Genomic DNA, 18488 nt, shown 5'->3' with positions numbered 1-18488 from the left:
CCGGCGGCTTGGTTTTATACCGTAAAATGACAGAAAAACAGGCGCTTAAACTAGCGTACAAAGCCCCCTTTTCAAAAACACGTAGAAACACGCGGATGCGGAAGGAGAAAAACGGGCAGCGAACCCAGGTTTCTGCTGTGTAGCAGAAGGGCATTTATGGGATTAAAGAGAAATGACAGCGCATGGCACGACCGCCCGTCAGCATGCCATATGCATTACTAGAAAGCCATAGGAAACATAAAGGCGGGCGCTCAGCCTATACGTTTAAGATAGTGTGTGGTCAACGTGCGGGCCCAATAGCGCGGCACCTGAAATTCCCGCTGCAGATAGGCGACCACATCATTCGATTTCCGTCCGGCCGCCCCGAAGGCATCAAGTATCCTGAGCCAATCTGCCAGAGGCTTCCCGGTTTTCTCCATCACTTGCTCATCGCTTACATTCCAGTAATCCTGTTTCATTATTGCCGCTTCATTTTGATTATCGGTACAAAAGGGCAACTGCCCGGCCGGCAAACTTAATAAAAAACGGCGGGCCGAACGCCGTACCCCGAATTGCCTATAGCGATCGAAACATGAGCCGCTGCAAGATGATGGCCTTCATGCTATTCCGGAAAAGAGAGGAGCCACCCTAAAAAAGGCGGCTCCGTACACGCTGTGGTTGGTTTATTGGCGGTTATTTCTTAGCAGGTGCTTTTCTGCGACTATCGTATGCGTTAATCAGGGGTTTCAGGTGGTTGAAGATATGGCTCAGGTCGCCGGGAAGCAGCGAAGGCCCGTTGAAGCCGCTATGGCAGCTGAAGCAGGAAGATGAAGTGGTTTGCAGATAAGTCTCCATCGTACTGTTGGCAAGCACATTGGTACCTATAGATACACCCACCGTGGTATCGGCGCCATAGGTACCACCGTTGGGGGCAGCACCACCGAAGGTCCAGGTAGCACCAATGAACAGGTAGTTTTTCCGTATATCATTACCTACCAGCAAACGCTGCATCACATTATTGATCGACAGGATCTCGCTATTGGAAGCAGCCGAGCTGAGATCCTGCTGATTCGTCAGAGAATCCATCGCACTACCCCAGGGCATAGCCCGCAAAGTATTGCTCGGACTGATACCGAAGCCGGCATTGGCCCTGATCGTATCGCCCGAAGCGCTCATATGAGAAACATTATAGGGTGTATCGGCGGCATTGGTGTTAAAGAGCCAGTGTGTTCCCTGATCCTGTGCTACCGTTTTTGTATTACCGGTGCTGTCGACATAGCTATAGGCTGCATTCGGCGTGTTATTTTTATGCTCGAAGGTAGCCCATACCATTTCCGGGTGTCCCGCTACACTGCCTACAATATGGACGCCCACCAGGGCCATTTTGGCTGTCCGCTCGCCTGTAGGAATCCATTGTCCGGGGCTGGATGTATCATATACCGGTATCGTAGCCATTACCGTAATGTATTGGTCGGCGTCGGATAGGCCTGCAGCTTCTACCCAGGAAGTCTTCAGCTCCATGGCCAGCGCATTGGAGTCGGGCAGCGTGACGTTGTTGGCTCTCGCAAAGGCACAGATGCTGTCGCGGGCACCGGCGGTAGTAGGAAACCGGGCGCCGTTCAGCTGGCCGTTGCTTACACCAGTGAGGTAATAGGCATATACATCGTTGACAAAGCTCAGGTAATATACCAGGGAGCCGTTCTTAGCCATCAATGCATCGCCTGTAGCCTGGCCTTCCTCAGACTCGATTATATTGCCCTCCTGATCCAGGAAAACGAACCCTTTGCCTACTGCGAACCGGTGAACAATATGATCCCGCTTGGCCTTGTGCTGTATGATGGCCCGGGGGTGCTCGATCGGCTTGCCTGCTTTATCCAGGAACACGACCTTGCCGGAAGCATCCCGCTCCACATGATCCACTTCAACCGGATTGTTTGCGGCGCCTTTTACCAGCATCTTGCCGGGAAGCGATCGGGCATTCTCAATTTCGTACAGGCCGCCATTCCGGCTCCTGATCACCGGCAAGCGGTTGGGACCGTTCTTTTGCAGACCACCGCTCATCCGCAACAGCGTATTGGCCGCATGGGGTATCAACACCCTATGTCCGGTGGAATCGGGAGGAGAAACGCTGAAAAAGGTGGGCGATTCCAGTATCGTATTGGCCTGACCATAGATACCGGAAGAGGGAGAGGTGATCCAAAGAAACATCCGGTTGGCCCATTGGTAAAAATCACAATTATCTTGATGAGGGAAGGCTACACTATTGGCCGGCGTAACCAAGCCATTCGCTGTAGCATTGCCAGAGGCAAACCAGGCATTGAACGAATCGGCAGTAACGACACAGGAGGCTTTGACATCCTGTGGCAGACCGATGGCTCCCCCGGTACTTACCGCCTCTTTTCCGGAATGCGGCTCGTTGCCGCAACCCCATAACAGGACACCGGAAACGAGAAGGGAGAAAGTAGTTTTTGTAATGTTGTACATGGATCGTGTTTTGGTTATCAATTTGGTTTCTGGCGTTGAAAATAGTACCTATCTTGCTCCAGGTGTATCATTTTGCTTGTATTTTTTTTCTGGCGTACCCCGTGAAAACACCTTCCGGCAGGCATTACAGGGCATTACGGCAAGAAACACATCTTTACAGCGTGTGCTCGTTGCTTACCTGGCATCGCCATCCGGAAAGGGAAACCTGAGCAAACAGGATACCTGCTCCCGGCTATTATCGCATGTTCCGAAGCATTCGCCCTGCTACTGAAAAATTAAACTTCCGGTAACAAACATTAATGCTTCCGTGACCGTCTATACGCTTACAACCAGCATACATCGGGCATGAAATACCAACAGGTCCCGCCACCACCTTATCTTGCGCATCATGTCCGGTACTTCTGGATATCGGAAAATGATGGCGACAAAGGGCCCTATTCTTTCACCACGATACCGGACGGCGGCCCCGGCCTCGTATTCCAGCATCCCGATCAGGGCCGTTACCTGCAAAACGGCGACCATATGGGGCCGCTTTTCCTCTATGGACTCTCTACGCAGCATGCTACCGTAACGCTTTATGGCGGGTTCAGCACCATAGGCGCCCATTTTTTCCCGCATGCTATCAAATCTGTCTTCGGCATTGATGCAGGTGAGCTCACCGATATCAGCATCGACTTCGATCTCATTTCCCGGCAGCAGGGGTTCCTGCTTGCGGAGCAAATGGCCGCCCGCATCCCTGCGGCTGAAAAGATTGCCTTACTATCGCAATATCTTTTCTTCCTGGTGCGGAAGCATAGTCATCCGGCGCACCAAAGCATGGAATACTTATTGGCACATATTGTAAAGGCAAGTGGCAAGATATCCATCAAAGAGATGCAGGAACAGCTTCGCTTGTCGGAAAGAAGTATGGAGCGGCGCTTTCAGCAATATATAGGCATGTCACCCAAATTGTTTACACGTATCTGCCGGTTCCAGGCTTCGCTGAGCCAGCTGAGGCAATACGATTTCAACAAGCTTTCTGACCTGGCCTACGACAATGAGTTTGCCGATCAATCACACCTGATCCGAACGTTTAAGGAGTTTACCGGCGCTACACCGGCGCAATACCTGAAACAGACTTCAGCCATTGTCGATGAGCTGGGCGACCTGTCGGCAAAAGATCCCCTCGTAGGTTCGGTAGAATATTACCGGCTCAAAGAAAACGATAGGTAAATCCGGCTTTGTCGGTTTTGTTCTATTTCTGCCCTGGCTCCGGAGCTACTTTTGAATAAAAAAGCAATGGAAGCAACAGCAACAGCGCGCCAGGCAAACGGCCGCATCAAAACCGCAAAAGAAAAACATCCCGTATTGGTGATCGGGGGTAACGGTAAGACCGGCCGCAAGGTCATGCAACATCTGGAAGCTATGGACTGGCCGGTAAAGAATGCCTCCCGCTCGGGCGATATCCGCTTCGACTGGCACGATACCCGTACCTGGGCCGCAGCTTTACAAGGTATGCAATCGGTATACATTACCTACCAACCCGATCTCGCCGTTCCCGGTGCTACAGAAGCCATCGGCTACCTGGTCACCACCGCGGCACAAGCCGGTGTAAAGAAACTGGTATTGCTCTCGGGCAGGGGTGAGCAGGAAGCCCAGGAATGCGAGCAGATCATTATGGGTTCCGGGCTGGACTGGACCATCGTCCGGGCGAGCTGGTTTTGCCAGAACTTCAGCGAGGGTAGCTTTTACGAGCCCATAATGGCCGGTCATGTAGCACTCCCCGCGGGTAATGTAGGCGAGCCATTTATCGACGCCGACGACATCGCGGCGGTGGCTGTCGCGGCCATTACCGAAACCGGTCACGACGGCGAGATCTACGAAGTTACCGGTCCACGCCTGCTTACCTTCCGGGAGGCCGTAGCCACTATAGAAGAAGCCACCGGCAGGCCTATACATTACCAGCGGATTACCATGGAAGCTTATGCGGCAGAGCTGGCGGCCTACGCGCTTCCAGAAGACCTGATATGGCTCATTACTTACCTGTTCACGGAAGTGCTTGATGGCCGCAACGAAAAGATCTGCGATGGCGTAGAGCGGGCGCTGGGTCGAAAAGCCACCGACTTTGCCGACTTTGCCCGGAAGGCTGCTGCTGAAGGCGCATGGGCCGATGAACGGCTTCATTAGCGACCAATGTCATAAAAAGATGCTGTCAATTAAAGCAGTAATTTTTGTCGTGCTTCGACTCTGCTCAGCACGACAAAAATTACATTCCAAGCCCGTTTACATTTCGAATCGCTCAAGGCGACAGGCCTGAAACCTTCTGGAACAGCCTCTTTTTAAAAATTTTTTTTGCTTTATCAGTATGCCCGTGATGGAAAGACACAACGGATGATACTATATACTCATCGGGATCTACGCAATCGCTTCATGGATATATTTTTTGAGATATTTGCCCGTGAGCGATGTTTTATGGCGAATGAGTTGTTCCGGCGTCCCTTCAAAAACCACTTCTCCACCTTCAATACCGGCGCCAGGCCCCATGTCAATAATCCAGTCGGCCTGACGGATCACATCGAGGTTGTGCTCGATGATCAGCACCGAGTTCTGCCTCGCAACCAACTCGCGGAATATGGTCATCAGCTTTTCTACATCAGAGGGATGTAAACCGCTGGTGGGTTCATCGAAAACAAAAAAGCCGCCTTCTTCCGACATCTCGGTTGCCAGCTTCAGGCGCTGACGTTCACCGCCGGAAAAGGTATCCAGCGATTGTCCCAGGCTCATATACCCCAGCCCTGTCCGTATGACCTGAGCAAGCGTCGTCGCGATCCGGCTTCCTTTGAAAAAAGACCCGGCTTCTGTGACATCCATGCGCAGCACTTCGCTGATATTCTTTCCCTGGTATCTATAATGCAGCACCTCATTCCTGTATCCGCTACCCTTGCACAGCTCGCATATTTCTACTACCTCATCCATAAAAGCCAGGTCCAGCGTGATCTCGCCCAGACCCCGGCATTCCGGGCAGGCACCTTCTGCATTGGCGCTGAACAACGAAGGACTTACCTTATTGGCCGTGCCGAACAATGCCCTGATCTCATCAAAAATACCGGAGTAAGAAGCCAAATGCGAGCGCCGTGATCCCCTGAGTGGCTTCTGGTCAATGATCCGTATACCGGGCACATACTCCGGCAGCACATAATTGACCAGGCTGCTCTTACCTGAGCCTGCCACACCGGTAACTACAGTCAGTATCCTTTCTGGTATCTGCACAGACACGTTCTTCAGATTGTGTACACTGGCTCCTGCAATATTAATAAAGCTCTTGGCCGGTAAGGGATGCTCATTCAGCCGTCGCTGCTGCCAAAAGAACTGTCCTGAAAGTCCCTTTGAACGCTTTAGCCCTGTCAAGGTCCCTTCAAAAACGATCTCACCGCCCAGCTTGCCTGCACCGGGTCCCATATCGACAATGTGATCAGCAATTTCGATCACATCGGGATCATGCTCCACAATAAGGATCGTATTGCCTTTATCCCGGAGCTGGATCATCTGGCGGTTCAGCCGGTCTACATCGCCGGGATGCAGACCAGTGCTCGGCTCATCAAAAATATAGACCAGCCCTGTAAGGCTGCTGCCCAGGTGCTTGACCATTTTGATCCGCTGCGATTCCCCGCCGGATAAGGTACCCGTTTCCCGGTCCAGGCTCAGGTACGACAAGCCGATATCACGCAAGTGGCCCAGCTTACGCAGCAGCTCTTCCTTCAAAGAGTTGAGCGCTTTTACTTTTACGGCACAGATAAACGTTGTGAGCGCATCGATCTGCATGGCAGCGCACTCGGCGATGTTCTTCCCCTCTATATGGCACCGCAGCACTTCCTTGTTCAGGCGGGCGCCTTTACAGGAAGGGCATAGCTGCTGCACAACCACTTCCTTTATCATGTCTTCGTTCCGGGAGAAGGTTTTTGACTCGCGCTTCAGAAAGCTTCTTTCGATACGGGGAATCAATCCTTCATATTTTACCGTTTTCCCCCATTCCCGCGAAGGAGCAGGAGGCTTATGCGGCGGGGCATGCAGCAGCAGGTCCCACTCTTCAGGTGTATAATCTGCCAGCTTCTTATCATTGTCAAAATATCCCGAATGTACATAGCGAAGCCACCGGAACGATCCGGGCTGAAAGGTTGGGAAGCGGATCGCGCCTTCGTTGAGCGAAAGCTTTTTGTCCAGCATCCGGTCAATAGATACACGGGCCACTTTTCCCAGGCCTTCACATTCGGGGCACATCCCCTGTGGGTTATTGAAGGAGAATACGTTCGAATAGCCGACAAACGGTTTTCCTGCCCGGGAGAACAGCAACCGCAGCAAGGCATAGATATCGGTGGCTGTTCCCAGCGTCGAACGGGCATTGCCCCCGATCTTTTTTTGATTGATAAGAATAGCTACATTCAGGTGCTGAATACTTTCCACCTCCGCTCTTCCGCTATGCGGCAGGCGATTGCGGATATAGCTGTCATAGGTTTCATTCAGCTCCCGTTGCGCCTCAGCGCCTATGGTATCAAAAACAAGTGAGGATTTCCCCGAACCGGATACACCGGTAAACACCGTGATTTTATTCTTGGGTATCTTCAGCGATATATTCTTCAGGTTATTTCCATGCGCATGTGTAACAATTATGGGTTCCATAGCCGCCGTTTAGCTAGCTTCAACCATTTAATGCTTTTATTTGTTCATGCTGGCACAGCCACATACCCAAACATAACATATTTCTAAAACCCTTACCTTTATTTACCCTATGACTTTTGCCGACCAAGCCATACGTTTCAACGAGCTGCTGCACTATACCGGAGCGCCCCTTCCTGAGGGCATCAGAATTATGAATCCTTTTACCGATCCTGCAGTCATGAATCTGGTCCGGATATTCTATCATAAATATTACAACGACAATCAGCCCCGGCGGCTTATCCTGGGTATTAACCCGGGGCGCTTTGGCGGCGGACTTACGGGCATTCCTTTTACCGATCCCAAACGGCTGGTACAGGTGTGTAACATCCCTTACGAAGGTAAAGTAACACATGAGCCTTCTTCGGTATTCATCTACGAAATGATAGCCGCCTACGGTGGACCGGAAGCCTTTTATAAAGACTATTACATCAGCTCTCCCTGCCCGCTGGGCTTCACCACCGTCGACGCAACAGGCAAGGAAAAGAACTATAACTATTACGACAGCAAGGCCTTATTGGAGGCGACTCAAAATTTCATGCTGGATAGCCTCCGGCAATTGATCGCTATGAATGTAAAAACGGATGTTTGCTTTTGCCTGGGCACGGGTAAGAATGAGCAACACCTCAACCGGCTGAATGCGCAGCACCGTTTCTTCGGAAAGATCATTGCGCTGGAACATCCACGGTACATTATGCAATACAAAACGGCAAGCAAAGCACAATACATCGAAAAATACCTGCAGGCGCTGAAAAGTCCTCTTTAACCGGAAGAGCTTATGAATGTCAAAATAAAAAGAGCATACGAAGAACCGGCGCCAGGCGATGGCTTTCGTGTACTGGTAGACCGGCTCTGGCCGCGGGGACTGAAGAAAACAGCCGCTGCGATCGATGTATGGCTCAAAGAAGTAGCACCTTCCACAGCGTTACGGCAATGGTTCAACCATGACCCGGAACGATGGCAGGCCTTCAAGGAAAAATACCGCAGCGAGCTGGAAGGCTCCGAAGCCCTGCAGTCGCTCAAAGCGCTGATCAAAGAACACAAAACAGTGACCCTGCTGTTTAGCGCAAAGGACGAGGAACATAACCAGGCCGTTGCGCTGAACACCTTCCTCGGCCGGCAGCGAAAAGCAACATAGCATGATCGAGTTCAACCACGTAAGCAAGACCTATCATCAACGCAAAGTGATCGACGACCTGAACTTTGCCGTGAAGGAAGGCGAAAACTTCATTCTGCTGGGCACCAGCGGCTGCGGTAAAACCACAACGCTTAAGATGATCAACCGGTTGGTAAGCCCCGATACTGGTACTGTGCGTCTTGACGGGGAAGACATTGCGGGGCAGCATGTAGAACAGCTGCGCAGGCGCATCGGCTATGTGCTGCAGCACAGCAGCCTGTTTCCTCATTATACCGTTGCCGAAAACATCGCCGTGGTACCGCGCCTGCTGGGATGGGCCAAGCCGAAGATCGATGAACGCAGCCGACAGTTGGCGGCTAAGCTGCGCCTGCCCGAATCCTGCCTGCCCGGCTATCCCGGCCGGCTGAGTGGCGGCGAAGCCCAACGCGTGAACCTGGCCAGGGCCCTGGCCGCCGATCCGCCCCTGCTGTTGATGGACGAACCCTTCGGCGCGCTGGATACGATTACCCGTGCGGCGATCCGCAGGGAATTCCTGGACCTCGATGAGTTGAAGGCCAAAACGATAATGATGGTAACCCATGATGTACAGGAAGCCTTCGAACTGGGCGATACGATATGCCTTATGGACGCAGGGCGTGTCATGCAGACCGGAAGCCCCGCGGAGCTGCTGTTCCGGCCGGCGAATGCCTTTGTCCGGGACTTTTTATCGGGTGCTTACACCCAGCTCATCTATACCGTGGTCCACCTGTCGGACCTCTGGTCCTGGCTGCAGCAGGATAGCGATGGACAGGATAGCGGTAACATTTTTTCAGGAAAAAATACGGTATGGGATGCCATTACTGCCGTTCCGGATAAGAATGACCGCACGCTGCGGCTCCGCATCCGCCATGAAGCTTCGGAGAAAAGCGTTTCACTGGAAGGACTGTTAACCGCATTGAACCACTACCAAAAGAACAGATAATGCAGGAACAACCGACACTATGGGCTTTTATGCAGCAGCAGAGCGACAAGTTGCTGGACCAAACCCTGCAACATATCGGGCTCACGTTCATCTCCCTGCTGATCGCGGTGCTCATAGGCTTGCCGCTTGGCATCGCTATCGCCCGCAAAGAGAAGCTTTCGGGCGTAGTGCTCGGCTTTGCCGGCATTCTGCAGACCATTCCCAGCATTGCTTTGCTGGGCTTTATGATCCCGTTATTCGGCATCGGCCCCAAGCCGGCGATCATCGCATTGTTCCTGTACGCCCTGCTCCCGGTGATCCGCAATACCTATACCGGCATCAGGGGTGTAGACCCTAACATCAGGGAGGCGGCGCAGGGATTGGGTATGAGCAGCCGGCAATCGCTGTTCAAGGTAGAGCTACCCCTGGCTATGCCCGTGATCCTGGCCGGTATCAGGACCGCTACCGTGATCAATGTGGGTGTTGCTACCCTGGCAGCCTATATTGCTGCCGGCGGCCTGGGCGAATTCATTTTCGGTGGCATTTCGCTCAACAATACCAAAATGATCCTGGCCGGGGCCATACCCGCGGCACTGCTGGCGCTGCTCTTCGACTTCCTGTTATCCCGCCTGCAACGGCTGCGCCTGAAGAAAACCAAAGCGGTAGTATTACCGCTCATATGCCTGCTCACACTTTCCTCCTTTTATATGCTGCCGGCCATGTACCATAAAGGCTTGCTGGCCGGCTTTACACCCGAATTTATGGGACGGCAGGATGGCTATCCCGGACTGAGACAGTATTATGGACTGAACATACGTACCGTGGTGATCAGTGACGCGGTTATGTACCAGGCAGCCTTTGAAAAGCAGCTCGACGTGATCAGCGGGTACAGCACCGATGGCCGTATCAAGGCCTTTGACCTGGTGACCCTTGCCGATGACAAAGGTATCTTTCCGCCTTACTATGCAGCACCCATCGTAAGGCAAGCCGTGCTCGATCAGTATCCCGAATTGGAAGGCACGCTGGAAAAGCTTGCCGGCCAGATCAATGATTCCATGATGACGGAATTGAATTACCGCGCCGATCACGAACATCAGAGCCCTGAACGGATTGCTGCCGATTTCCTCAGATCACGTGGCCTATGGCGCCCCTCCCGTGAAGGGCACAAGGGGACGATCCGTATCGGTTCCAAAATATTTGCCGAACAATACATACTGGTCAGTATGTACAGCATGCTGATCAAAGGCTATACCGACCTGGATGTTGCTACCAAAACCGGCCTGGGCGGCACCAAAATATGCTTCGATGCACTGACCAACGGCCAGCTCGACCTCTACCCGGAATATACCGGTACCGGTCTCTTGGTAATGCTGCAGCCCGATGCGAAAACCGTTAGCCGGTTTACCGCAAATAAGGATACGCTATACCATTTCGTGAAGCAGGCCTTTCAGCAACGCTACCAGATCCGCTGGCTATCGCCTATAGGCTTTAACAATGCTTATGCCCTGATGATGCGCCGGGAACAGGCGAAGGCGCTCGGCATAAGCCGGATCTCGGATCTCGTCCGGAACCTAAGATAACTCCGATGACCCTACAGGGTCCAGGAACAGGAGGCCGGGATTTTTGCGGGTAACCAGCTTTCTAAGCTTCCGCTGTGAGTAACATTGCAACCGGGATTCCCTGAGAATCGTCTCCTTAGCCCCGGTATAACGTTCGTAGTACACGAGATGCGACAAGCCTGCTACCAGGCTGTCCCTCCGCTGGGCAAGATTGGTCGTAATACCGACGGACAGGGACTGCCGGTGATGATCTGTTACTACATAAACATAATAGGCTGACTGAAATTGAATTTGCATCATAATTTCGGTGGTTGGCAAAACGTATTACTATGATCCGGGTAAAAGCCCTTTAGCGGACCAGGACCAAGTCTCCTTTGAAAGTCTTCAGCGCACCATCGGGATAACCGAGGCTCACCACGTAGTAATAAGTATCGGTATTACAAGGCCTCCCTTTCATGCTCCCGTCCCAACCCCTTCCGGGATCGGATGTTTCAAACACTTGCTGCCCCCAGCGATTGAATATGCGAAAGCTGACCAGCTTCTGGTAGGTGATCCCCTCAATTTTGAAGATATCATTACGGCCATCGCCATTGGGTGAAAAAGCATTGGGAATAAGCTGCGGCATCCCGTAATCGATATCAATGTTTGCCGTAGCAGTATCCCGGCAGCCGTATTCGTTCAAGCCCATTACCGTGTATACGACAGGCGCAAGGGGGCGTACATAAGGCTGCGCGCTGGTATCGTTACTTACCGTACCGGAAGGCCACCAGGCATAGAACAGCGCGCCTGTTGCTGATAGCTGAAGACTATCGCCGTAACGCAGCCTGGCTGCAGACGGCGCTACAGTAACCACCGGCTCCGGGTAGGCCTGTATCGTAAACGCGACTGTGGTATCGCAACCGCTGGCTGTACGCAAATGCACGGAGTAATTTCCAGGCAACAGCCCGGACACTGTATCGCCGTTACGGCTTTGTCCGGTTTGAAATATCCCTGCAGCATCGCTCCAGGTATAAGTGACCAGTGTACTGTCTTGTGCCATACCGTAGGCTTTAGCCGTACGGGGAGCGGTACAGCCTGCACTATCCCAGGCCACCACAGGCAGATGCTCCCACCTGACATGGATTGAATCGATCTTATCGGTACAGGCATCGGCCATATACCGGACGATATAGGTACCAGACGCCGTTATACGCCGGGACCGGCCCGTATCGCCATTATCCCAATGGTAGAATGGACTGTAGGGACCTGCATTCAGAAGGACCGTGTCTTCCCGGCTGCAGATCAATGTATCTTTCCTTCCTTTGAGTGTATCCGGCGAAAACATAGGCCTTTGAACAACCCTACTGGACAAACTATAGCGCCCGATGGGAAAGTCGATGGTATTGGACAGCGGCCGGGCATCGATCTGGACATTACAGGCCATACCGGCAAGATTGGGCTGTTGGATGACGGCCAGGGGTCTCGGGGAAATAATGGGTTCCCAGGAAAATTCTGTAACGCAGTAGATCTTGCCATCGCCGCCATTTTCCAGGTCCCAGAAGCGAAAGAAACCAGGATCGGAGAAACTGGGCGCCTGCGAAAAAGCGACCACCTGCCGGGAAGCCTGTATAGCCGCAGCTGTAGGAAGGGTTAGGTTATATTGAAAAATGTACTGCGGAGGATCCATAGAAGCGGCAGTTACCGCATTAGCATATAGCTTGCTGCCATCGGGAGAAAAACAGATATCAGAATAGAAGTGTGTTGTGATCGAGGCGCCGGTAAGGCCGGCATCAATCATCCTGGGATTGGATATCTGTCCCGTAGCCGCATTGAAATCGTACAATTCGATACCCACACCCTGGTTATTATTGAAGTCCGAGGGTGACAGCGAGGCCGCCAGCGTCTTGCGATCGGGTGAGCTCTTCAGCGGACGAAATAGATAGGATGCCAGCGGCATAGTACCACAGTTGGACAAAACCGGGTTGGGCATGATCCCTCCCCTGTTGATCTCGTAAGCTTTATAATGATTACTTTGCTTATCGCGAACAATCAGCCAGATATTGCACCGGTCCCCTTCCACAGCGAGCATCTTTTCGGCCAGGAATTCATCCAGTTGCAGCCATTTCTGACCGGGCACCACATCGCCAAGCCCATTGTCCAGACGCCGGTCGACTACCGAATAGAATAGCCTGGTGTTGGAAAGTTGGTTGTATGACTTCATCAACGAAAAAACATAATACAAGTTAGTATCGTTGGGCACCGGTACGATCAGGCACCCTTGCCGGTCGGCTAGCTCGAGGTTCGGCGCCAGGCTGCCATCAGGCATCACGGCGTGATGCCGGTTCCATATCTTCCTGCCATCGGTATAGAACAGCAATCCTCCGTTGCCATCGCTGACCGATGCAGCACAGCCCCGGCCGGTGAAATTATCAGCAGCTGCCTGACTAAAGGTGAACGTCTGCGCGGTGCCACCGTCAAAGTTCATACCATTCTGCCTGGGGAAGATCCATACGTTATTCTGCGCCATCACCGGCAGCACCGCCAACAGTAAGATAAGGAGGGTAATCGGGGTTTTCATACAGAAGGATTAAGATCACCGGCCTCCTCACAGAAGCCGGCGATAAGAAAAAGAATCAGCCTACCGGTTTTTGACCAGTTTTTCTACATATAGCAAACGACCACCAGTGCTCCATACCTTAACCAGGTACAATCCTGCAGGCAGATCACCAAGCATTACGGTTTCGGCCCTGCGTTGCCATTTCAGCTGCCTTCCGCTAAGGTCGTCTATGCTGACATTGACCGGGTATGGCGTCCGGATGTGTATTTTATCCTGTGCCGGATTGGGATACAGGGAAATATCGCCAGCAGCGCTCCGTCCGTCGATTCCAACGTTTTCGTAGCTGAAGGCCGGGGAGGTAGCCTCACACCCCTTATCACTAGTCACCTTTACGGTATAGCTTCCGCTTTGCGTGGGACTGAAGCTGGCGCCGGTCGCTGCATTAATCGCAGTACCATTGAGATACCATTGATAACTGGAAAAAGATCCTGTAGTAAGGGTATTGCCCGTACGGCTGATCACCGGCGCAGGCAGGGGATAGAGGCCTATGTGCAGGATACGCTGATTGCTGCTGCCGCAGGTAAAGTTAGCAGAGACACTTACATTACCGGCGACGGTACCGGCAGTGACGATGATTTTTGCACTATCACTGCTACCCGTCCATCCCGGAGGCAGCGACCAGTTGTAGGAGCCCGCTACATCAGCAACCGAATAGGTCACCTGTGCTCCCGGACATATAAGCGTATCACCAGCTATAGCTGGCAAAACAATACTGCCCAGGGTACTGTCGCAATCTTCAAACTTAACCAGCAATCCCATTTCGGAGGCTGAAGTAAGATAGGTGCTCTGATGGCTATTGGGGGTGGCCCAGCCATTGGCTATAGAAGCACAGGAAAAATGAATACCGCCGAAGGGATCGCAACGTACGTTGCCTGTTCCCCAGGCTGGACCGTCGCCGTAATAGCTGCCCCAAACGGGGTAGCCGTTCTGTGGGTTGAACTGTACCAGATAAGGAGAGCTCGTCCCGGTAAAATCGGTATGCAATCCATTGCTGGTTACAATGCCGGAGTCAGAATCCGTAACACCCGAAATCCATAATTTGCCCAGAATATCCGTCGTGATAGCCTGTGCTTGCAGAATATGCCAGGCAGATGAAGCGGCATATTCTCCGTAATAAGTACCCCATTGCCGTACGCCGGCAGTATCAAATCTGGCAATGAAAATAAGGCTGGCATCGGAGGGTACAGCTCCATAATTGGCCTTAAAGGCTCCTGCACTGGCAATAGCGTTGACACTTCCGGTCTTTCCCAACAGGTAAAGATTGTTATTGGCGTCGATGGTCAGATCGGCCACCTGGTCACTCTTGCTTCCGCCATAATAGGTGCCCCATATCACCTGGCCGCTGCTGTCGAATTTTGCGAGGAAACCATCACCTAAAAAGATGTTTGGACCTGTTCCGCCAAAAATGGCCTGGTGGCTGTTGCCATAAGCGATCTGATCGGTGCTGCTCGTAGTACCTGCCAGATATACATTCCCTGCCTTATCACAGGCAAGGCCGCCGTAGCTGCAATCACCATCATTAGGTGTAAAATTCTCCTTTTTGCTACCGCCGAAGTAAGTACCCCAGAGCCTGTGCCCCTGGCTATCAAACTTGGCCAGGAACGCATCGCCTTGATCATTAGGATTCGGGCTATCATCATATACTGTTTTATGGGTTCCGGGTGTCGCGATAGCATTGGGGTAAATGGTATTGTCGGGGGAATAGGTAATACCGGAGAGGTATACATTTCCCCAGGGATCACAGGCCACTTTTGTACCCTGGGTACCATAGCTGCCTCCATAAAAAGTGGCCCATAAGCGCGTACCACCGGAAGACAACTTAATCAGGAAAGCATCGCCGCTGCCGCCCCGGATGGCCTCCTGATGAGCCCCGGGAGAGGCAAAGCCGGGTAAGGCATCTTTACTGGTACCCACGAGGTAAACATTGTTGTCCTTATCGCAGGCCATGCCCCCGAGATAGGTAGCATTATCGCTGCCATAATAGGTGCCCCATACCTGCTGGCCGGCGGTATTGATCCGGGCAATATAAATATTCAGGTTGCCATCGAGCACTGTCTGGTATGCCCCGGTGGTAGCAATATTATTCGTCGAGCTGGTTCTTCCCGCAATATAAGTGTTGCCTAACTGATCGACTGCAATTTTGTCTATAGTGGTCCAGGCATTATCGGGGCTGGAATCGCCACCGTAATAGGTAGCCCATTCGACCGTAGGGTCGATCACCAGCGTACCCCTATGCGGTGCGGTCTTAAAGCCCAGCACGTTGTGTTCCAGCACGAAAGCGGACGCAACCGTTTCGCCATCCTGAGCATAGCTGCGAGGCGCCGCCTCGGTGACCGAGCCCTGTGGCGTTCCAGCGACCAGGTTGCCCTTTCCATCTATCGTCAGGCTGCTTGTCCCGTTGTAGCGAAGCCGTATGTCGGAGACCTTACCACCAGGATGAATGATGAAGTCATATTCCAGCTTGCCATCCCGGTTGCAATAGAACGTCCAGTCGATATGTGGAAGCACTTCTTTATAAGTGATTCGTTCATACGCGCCGGCTGTTACAGGCGTCTTCCCGGCATAATACCGCTCTTCGTAATTACCAGCTGCTCCCCTCACTACCCTGGCCTGCTTATTGCAGCCAAGCAGCTCCACATCCATCCGGTAGCTCCGGATCCTGCCGGGCTGCCCTTTCGACGACGCGCCGCCGGCCGGAACGGCCCACTGGTAATGCACCAGGCCTTCGCCCATAAAGACTTGCACCCTGTCATTACCGGTACGGAAATCAATGTCATTCCTCACTTTACCATGCTGATCCACGATCTGCCCTTTATTCTCGACCAGCAGCATAGGCGTACCCGTATTCTGCTGGCGGCCATCGGCAATACCAGGTATTCCGTTGCGCTCATTTTTTCCAAAACAGACGATGGCTCCCAGCCCGCCGGCCATAAATGCCGTCATTAATAATGTAAATACTTTTTTCATCATCCTATTTTTATTTAAGTTTATGGCGCAAATTGATGGTGATGGATCATTTGCCGTTTGAATCAGGATCAAAGATTGTCTTTTTGTTCTCTCTGTGTTAGTGCCAAAAGATACATTCTGTATAAATTAATATCAATTTCTATCGTTATGCTGCTCCATCGCCGGCAAGTCCCTCCTTTCCTGTTACTGCTATTGCTGCTGATCGGCGCTTCAACCCTTTCGGCACAGGTCTTTCCCCTGCCGCAGGATATATCGCGCGCTGCCCCAGCCCTCCGGTTCAGGGATAGTATCGCGTTCGGTAACAACATCACCGCAGCTGTGAACATTTCGCACGACGATCCTGAAAAAGCCATACAATTACTTCGCCGGGTGATTGGCCGGGCGCTTTCACAAAAAATGCCCTCGGTAGCTTCAGAGGCCTTTGCCAATAGCATTACGATTTACAATAGCCGGGGGCAGTATGCCGAGGCATTCGAAGCCATGAAGGAGATGCTGGCACAAGCACAGGCCAACCATATGGAGGCGCTGCTTCCTGTAGTGTATAATAGCATGGGCAATCGTTACCAGCGCATAGGTAAGCTCGATTCTTCTCTTCTGTATTACTACCAGGCTATTGCGGTTGTGGAAAAAAATGCCGCCTATCCGATCCGGTCAGCATTACCGACATTCTATACCAACCTCAGCAGCGTGCTGAGCTCGGCCGGCGATTACACCAAGGCAATCGGCTACCTGCTGAAAGCCGAAGTTGCGGCCCAAAAGGCAGGCAATACCCGCCTGCTAACACTTATCCTCATCAACAAGGGCAGCGCCTACCGGAACATGGATAGCCTGGATCAGAGCGTTGCCAACCTTCAGCGAGCCTTAAACATTGCCCAGGCGCATCATTACATTCAATGGCAGTACCTGGCTTTGAATAACCTGGCCGGCGCAAGGCATGAGCAAAAGCGGTATGCTGAAGCCCTTACCTATCTACAGCAAGCTACAAGCCTGAAGGGCGATGTGGACCCGCGGTACCGGAATCTCACCACCTCCCTGCTGGGAAGGGTTTATTTTGACCTGCAGCGCTACAAGCGGGCGGAAACTTACCTGTTGCAATCGTTCAAGGAAACATCGACGCTCGGGATAGCAAGGGAACAGATGGAGAACAGCCGGATACTGGCCCAATTATACGAGCGTACCGGCGCTTACCGGCAGGCGCTGGCGTTTCAGAATACTTATACAAGGCTCCACGACAGTATAGACAACCAGAATACCCGGCAGAACCTCAATCAGCTCGAAATACGGTACCAGACGGCGCAGAAAGATAAATCCCTGGTCGAAAAAGAGCTCCGCATCAATAAACAGCTTGCCGAGATCCGGCAGAAGAATCAATGGATCATCCTTATTGCCTGCGGCACGCTGTTCCTGATGGCGATCGTACTCCTGCTGTACCGGATCAATAAGCATAAGCAACGTTTTTTTTCACAAAGGTTGCTCAACCTGGAACGGGGACAGGAGATCAACCAGCTGAAGGCCATGATGGATGGTGAAGAAAAGGAACGGATACGTATCGCCAGGGAATTGCACGACGGTATCGGCGGCATGCTCGCCTCGATCAAAATGAATATAGCCGTCTTCAAAGAAGAGTATCCGGCCTTACAGGCGGCTGCGACGCTGCAACGGATTACCGGCATGATCTCGGGAACGGCTTCGGAAGTACGCAGAACGGCCCATAACCTGATGCCCGATGCTTTGAACAGGAGAAATCTGAAGGAGGCCTTGCTGATCTACTGTGAACAGCACAATCACAACAACCTTCAGCTGGAGTTTCAATATCATGTTCCTATAGTCCTGAAGAAATCGGCCGAGCTGTTCCTCTACCGTATCGTCCAGGAGCTGCTGCAGAATATATTAAAGCATGCTGAAGCGAGCTATGCTGCCATACAGATCATCTTGCATGAGAATATACTGGGCATTACGGTAGAGGATAACGGGAAAGGATTTGACCATACCGAAGCTTCCTATGGCAGCGGCCTGGAAAATATACAAGCCCGGGTGGCAGCTCTCCATGGCAATCTCCTGATCGATTCGACCAGGGGAAGGGGCACGATAGTACAGCTGCAATTCGATTCGGATAAACTGGAACATCTTTAA

Annotated in this window: 13 protein-coding genes; 7 read left to right on the top strand and 6 right to left on the bottom strand. The window is 52.3% G+C overall.

The window, feature by feature from the left end; translation table 11 throughout:
* Positions 1-251: 251 nt before the first annotated feature.
* Positions 252-458 carry a DUF4287 domain-containing protein gene (locus tag DZK30_RS06735; protein WP_162902908.1) on the bottom strand — a complete coding sequence of 69 codons (207 nt, stop codon included), beginning with the start codon at positions 456-458 and terminating at the stop codon, positions 252-254.
* A gap of 214 nt (positions 459-672) precedes the next feature.
* Positions 673-2463, bottom strand: coding sequence for a hypothetical protein (locus DZK30_RS06730; RefSeq protein WP_118973290.1), 1791 nt, complete (start codon positions 2461-2463; stop codon positions 673-675).
* Positions 2464-2808: 345 nt separating this feature from the next.
* On the opposite strand from DZK30_RS06730, the gene DZK30_RS06720 reads away from it, so the two are divergent.
* Complete coding sequence (locus DZK30_RS06720; RefSeq protein WP_118973288.1) at positions 2809-3675, top strand: helix-turn-helix transcriptional regulator; 867 nt, start codon at positions 2809-2811, stop codon at positions 3673-3675.
* Between the two features lie 66 nt (positions 3676-3741).
* The gene (locus DZK30_RS06715; protein WP_118973415.1) at positions 3742-4629 is read left to right on the top strand and encodes an SDR family oxidoreductase; all 888 of its coding nucleotides are present in this window, start codon (positions 3742-3744) and stop codon (positions 4627-4629) included.
* 228 nt (positions 4630-4857) lie between these two features.
* On the opposite strand, the gene DZK30_RS06710 is transcribed toward DZK30_RS06715, so the two are convergent.
* Positions 4858-7119: an ATP-binding cassette domain-containing protein gene (locus tag DZK30_RS06710; protein WP_118973287.1), complete on the bottom strand. Its 2262-nt coding sequence runs from the start codon at positions 7117-7119 to the stop codon at positions 4858-4860.
* A gap of 109 nt (positions 7120-7228) precedes the next feature.
* Here DZK30_RS06710 and DZK30_RS06705 point away from each other — a divergent pair, with 109 nt between their 5' ends.
* The 4 genes from DZK30_RS06705 to DZK30_RS06690 are packed head-to-tail and all read left to right on the top strand — an operon-like array spanning position 7229 to position 10813.
* On the top strand, positions 7229-7921 hold the full coding sequence (locus DZK30_RS06705; RefSeq protein WP_118973286.1) for a uracil-DNA glycosylase family protein: 693 nt from the start codon (positions 7229-7231) through the stop codon (positions 7919-7921).
* Positions 7922-7933: 12 nt separating this feature from the next.
* A complete protein-coding gene (locus DZK30_RS06700) occupies positions 7934-8293 on the top strand; it encodes a DUF488 domain-containing protein (protein WP_118973285.1) in 360 nt (119 codons plus the stop codon).
* A gap of 1 nt (position 8294) precedes the next feature.
* Positions 8295-9254: an ABC transporter ATP-binding protein gene (locus tag DZK30_RS06695; RefSeq protein ID WP_118973284.1), complete on the top strand. Its 960-nt coding sequence runs from the start codon at positions 8295-8297 to the stop codon at positions 9252-9254.
* Complete coding sequence (locus DZK30_RS06690; RefSeq protein WP_118973283.1) at positions 9254-10813, top strand: ABC transporter permease/substrate-binding protein; 1560 nt, start codon at positions 9254-9256, stop codon at positions 10811-10813. Before DZK30_RS06695 ends, DZK30_RS06690 begins: the two co-directional genes overlap by 1 nt.
* Here the strand turns inward: DZK30_RS06690 and DZK30_RS06685 are convergent.
* Genes DZK30_RS06685 through DZK30_RS06675 form a run of 3 tightly spaced genes read right to left on the bottom strand, consistent with a single transcriptional unit; the run spans position 10805 to position 16358 of the window.
* Entirely contained in the window at positions 10805-11092 is a 288-nt protein-coding gene (locus tag DZK30_RS06685) for a GIY-YIG nuclease family protein (RefSeq protein WP_118973282.1), read from the bottom strand. The genes DZK30_RS06690 and DZK30_RS06685 overlap by 9 nt on opposite strands.
* A 49-nt stretch (positions 11093-11141) precedes the next feature.
* The gene (locus DZK30_RS06680) at positions 11142-13349 is read right to left on the bottom strand and encodes a gliding motility-associated C-terminal domain-containing protein (RefSeq protein WP_118973281.1); all 2208 of its coding nucleotides are present in this window, start codon (positions 13347-13349) and stop codon (positions 11142-11144) included.
* A 60-nt stretch (positions 13350-13409) separates the two neighbouring features.
* Complete coding sequence (locus DZK30_RS06675; RefSeq protein WP_118973280.1) at positions 13410-16358, bottom strand: DUF7948 domain-containing protein; 2949 nt, start codon at positions 16356-16358, stop codon at positions 13410-13412.
* 144 nt (positions 16359-16502) lie between these two features.
* Between DZK30_RS06675 and DZK30_RS06670 the strand changes: the two genes are divergently transcribed.
* Positions 16503-18488: an ATP-binding protein gene (locus DZK30_RS06670; protein ID WP_118973279.1), complete on the top strand. Its 1986-nt coding sequence runs from the start codon at positions 16503-16505 to the stop codon at positions 18486-18488.

It is taken from the genome of Taibaiella koreensis (assembly GCF_003545715.1).
GTDB lineage: Bacteria > Bacteroidota > Bacteroidia > Chitinophagales > Chitinophagaceae > Taibaiella > Taibaiella koreensis.
Note: the sequence above shows the minus strand (reverse complement) of the source record. Positions and strands in the feature narration are given on the sequence as shown.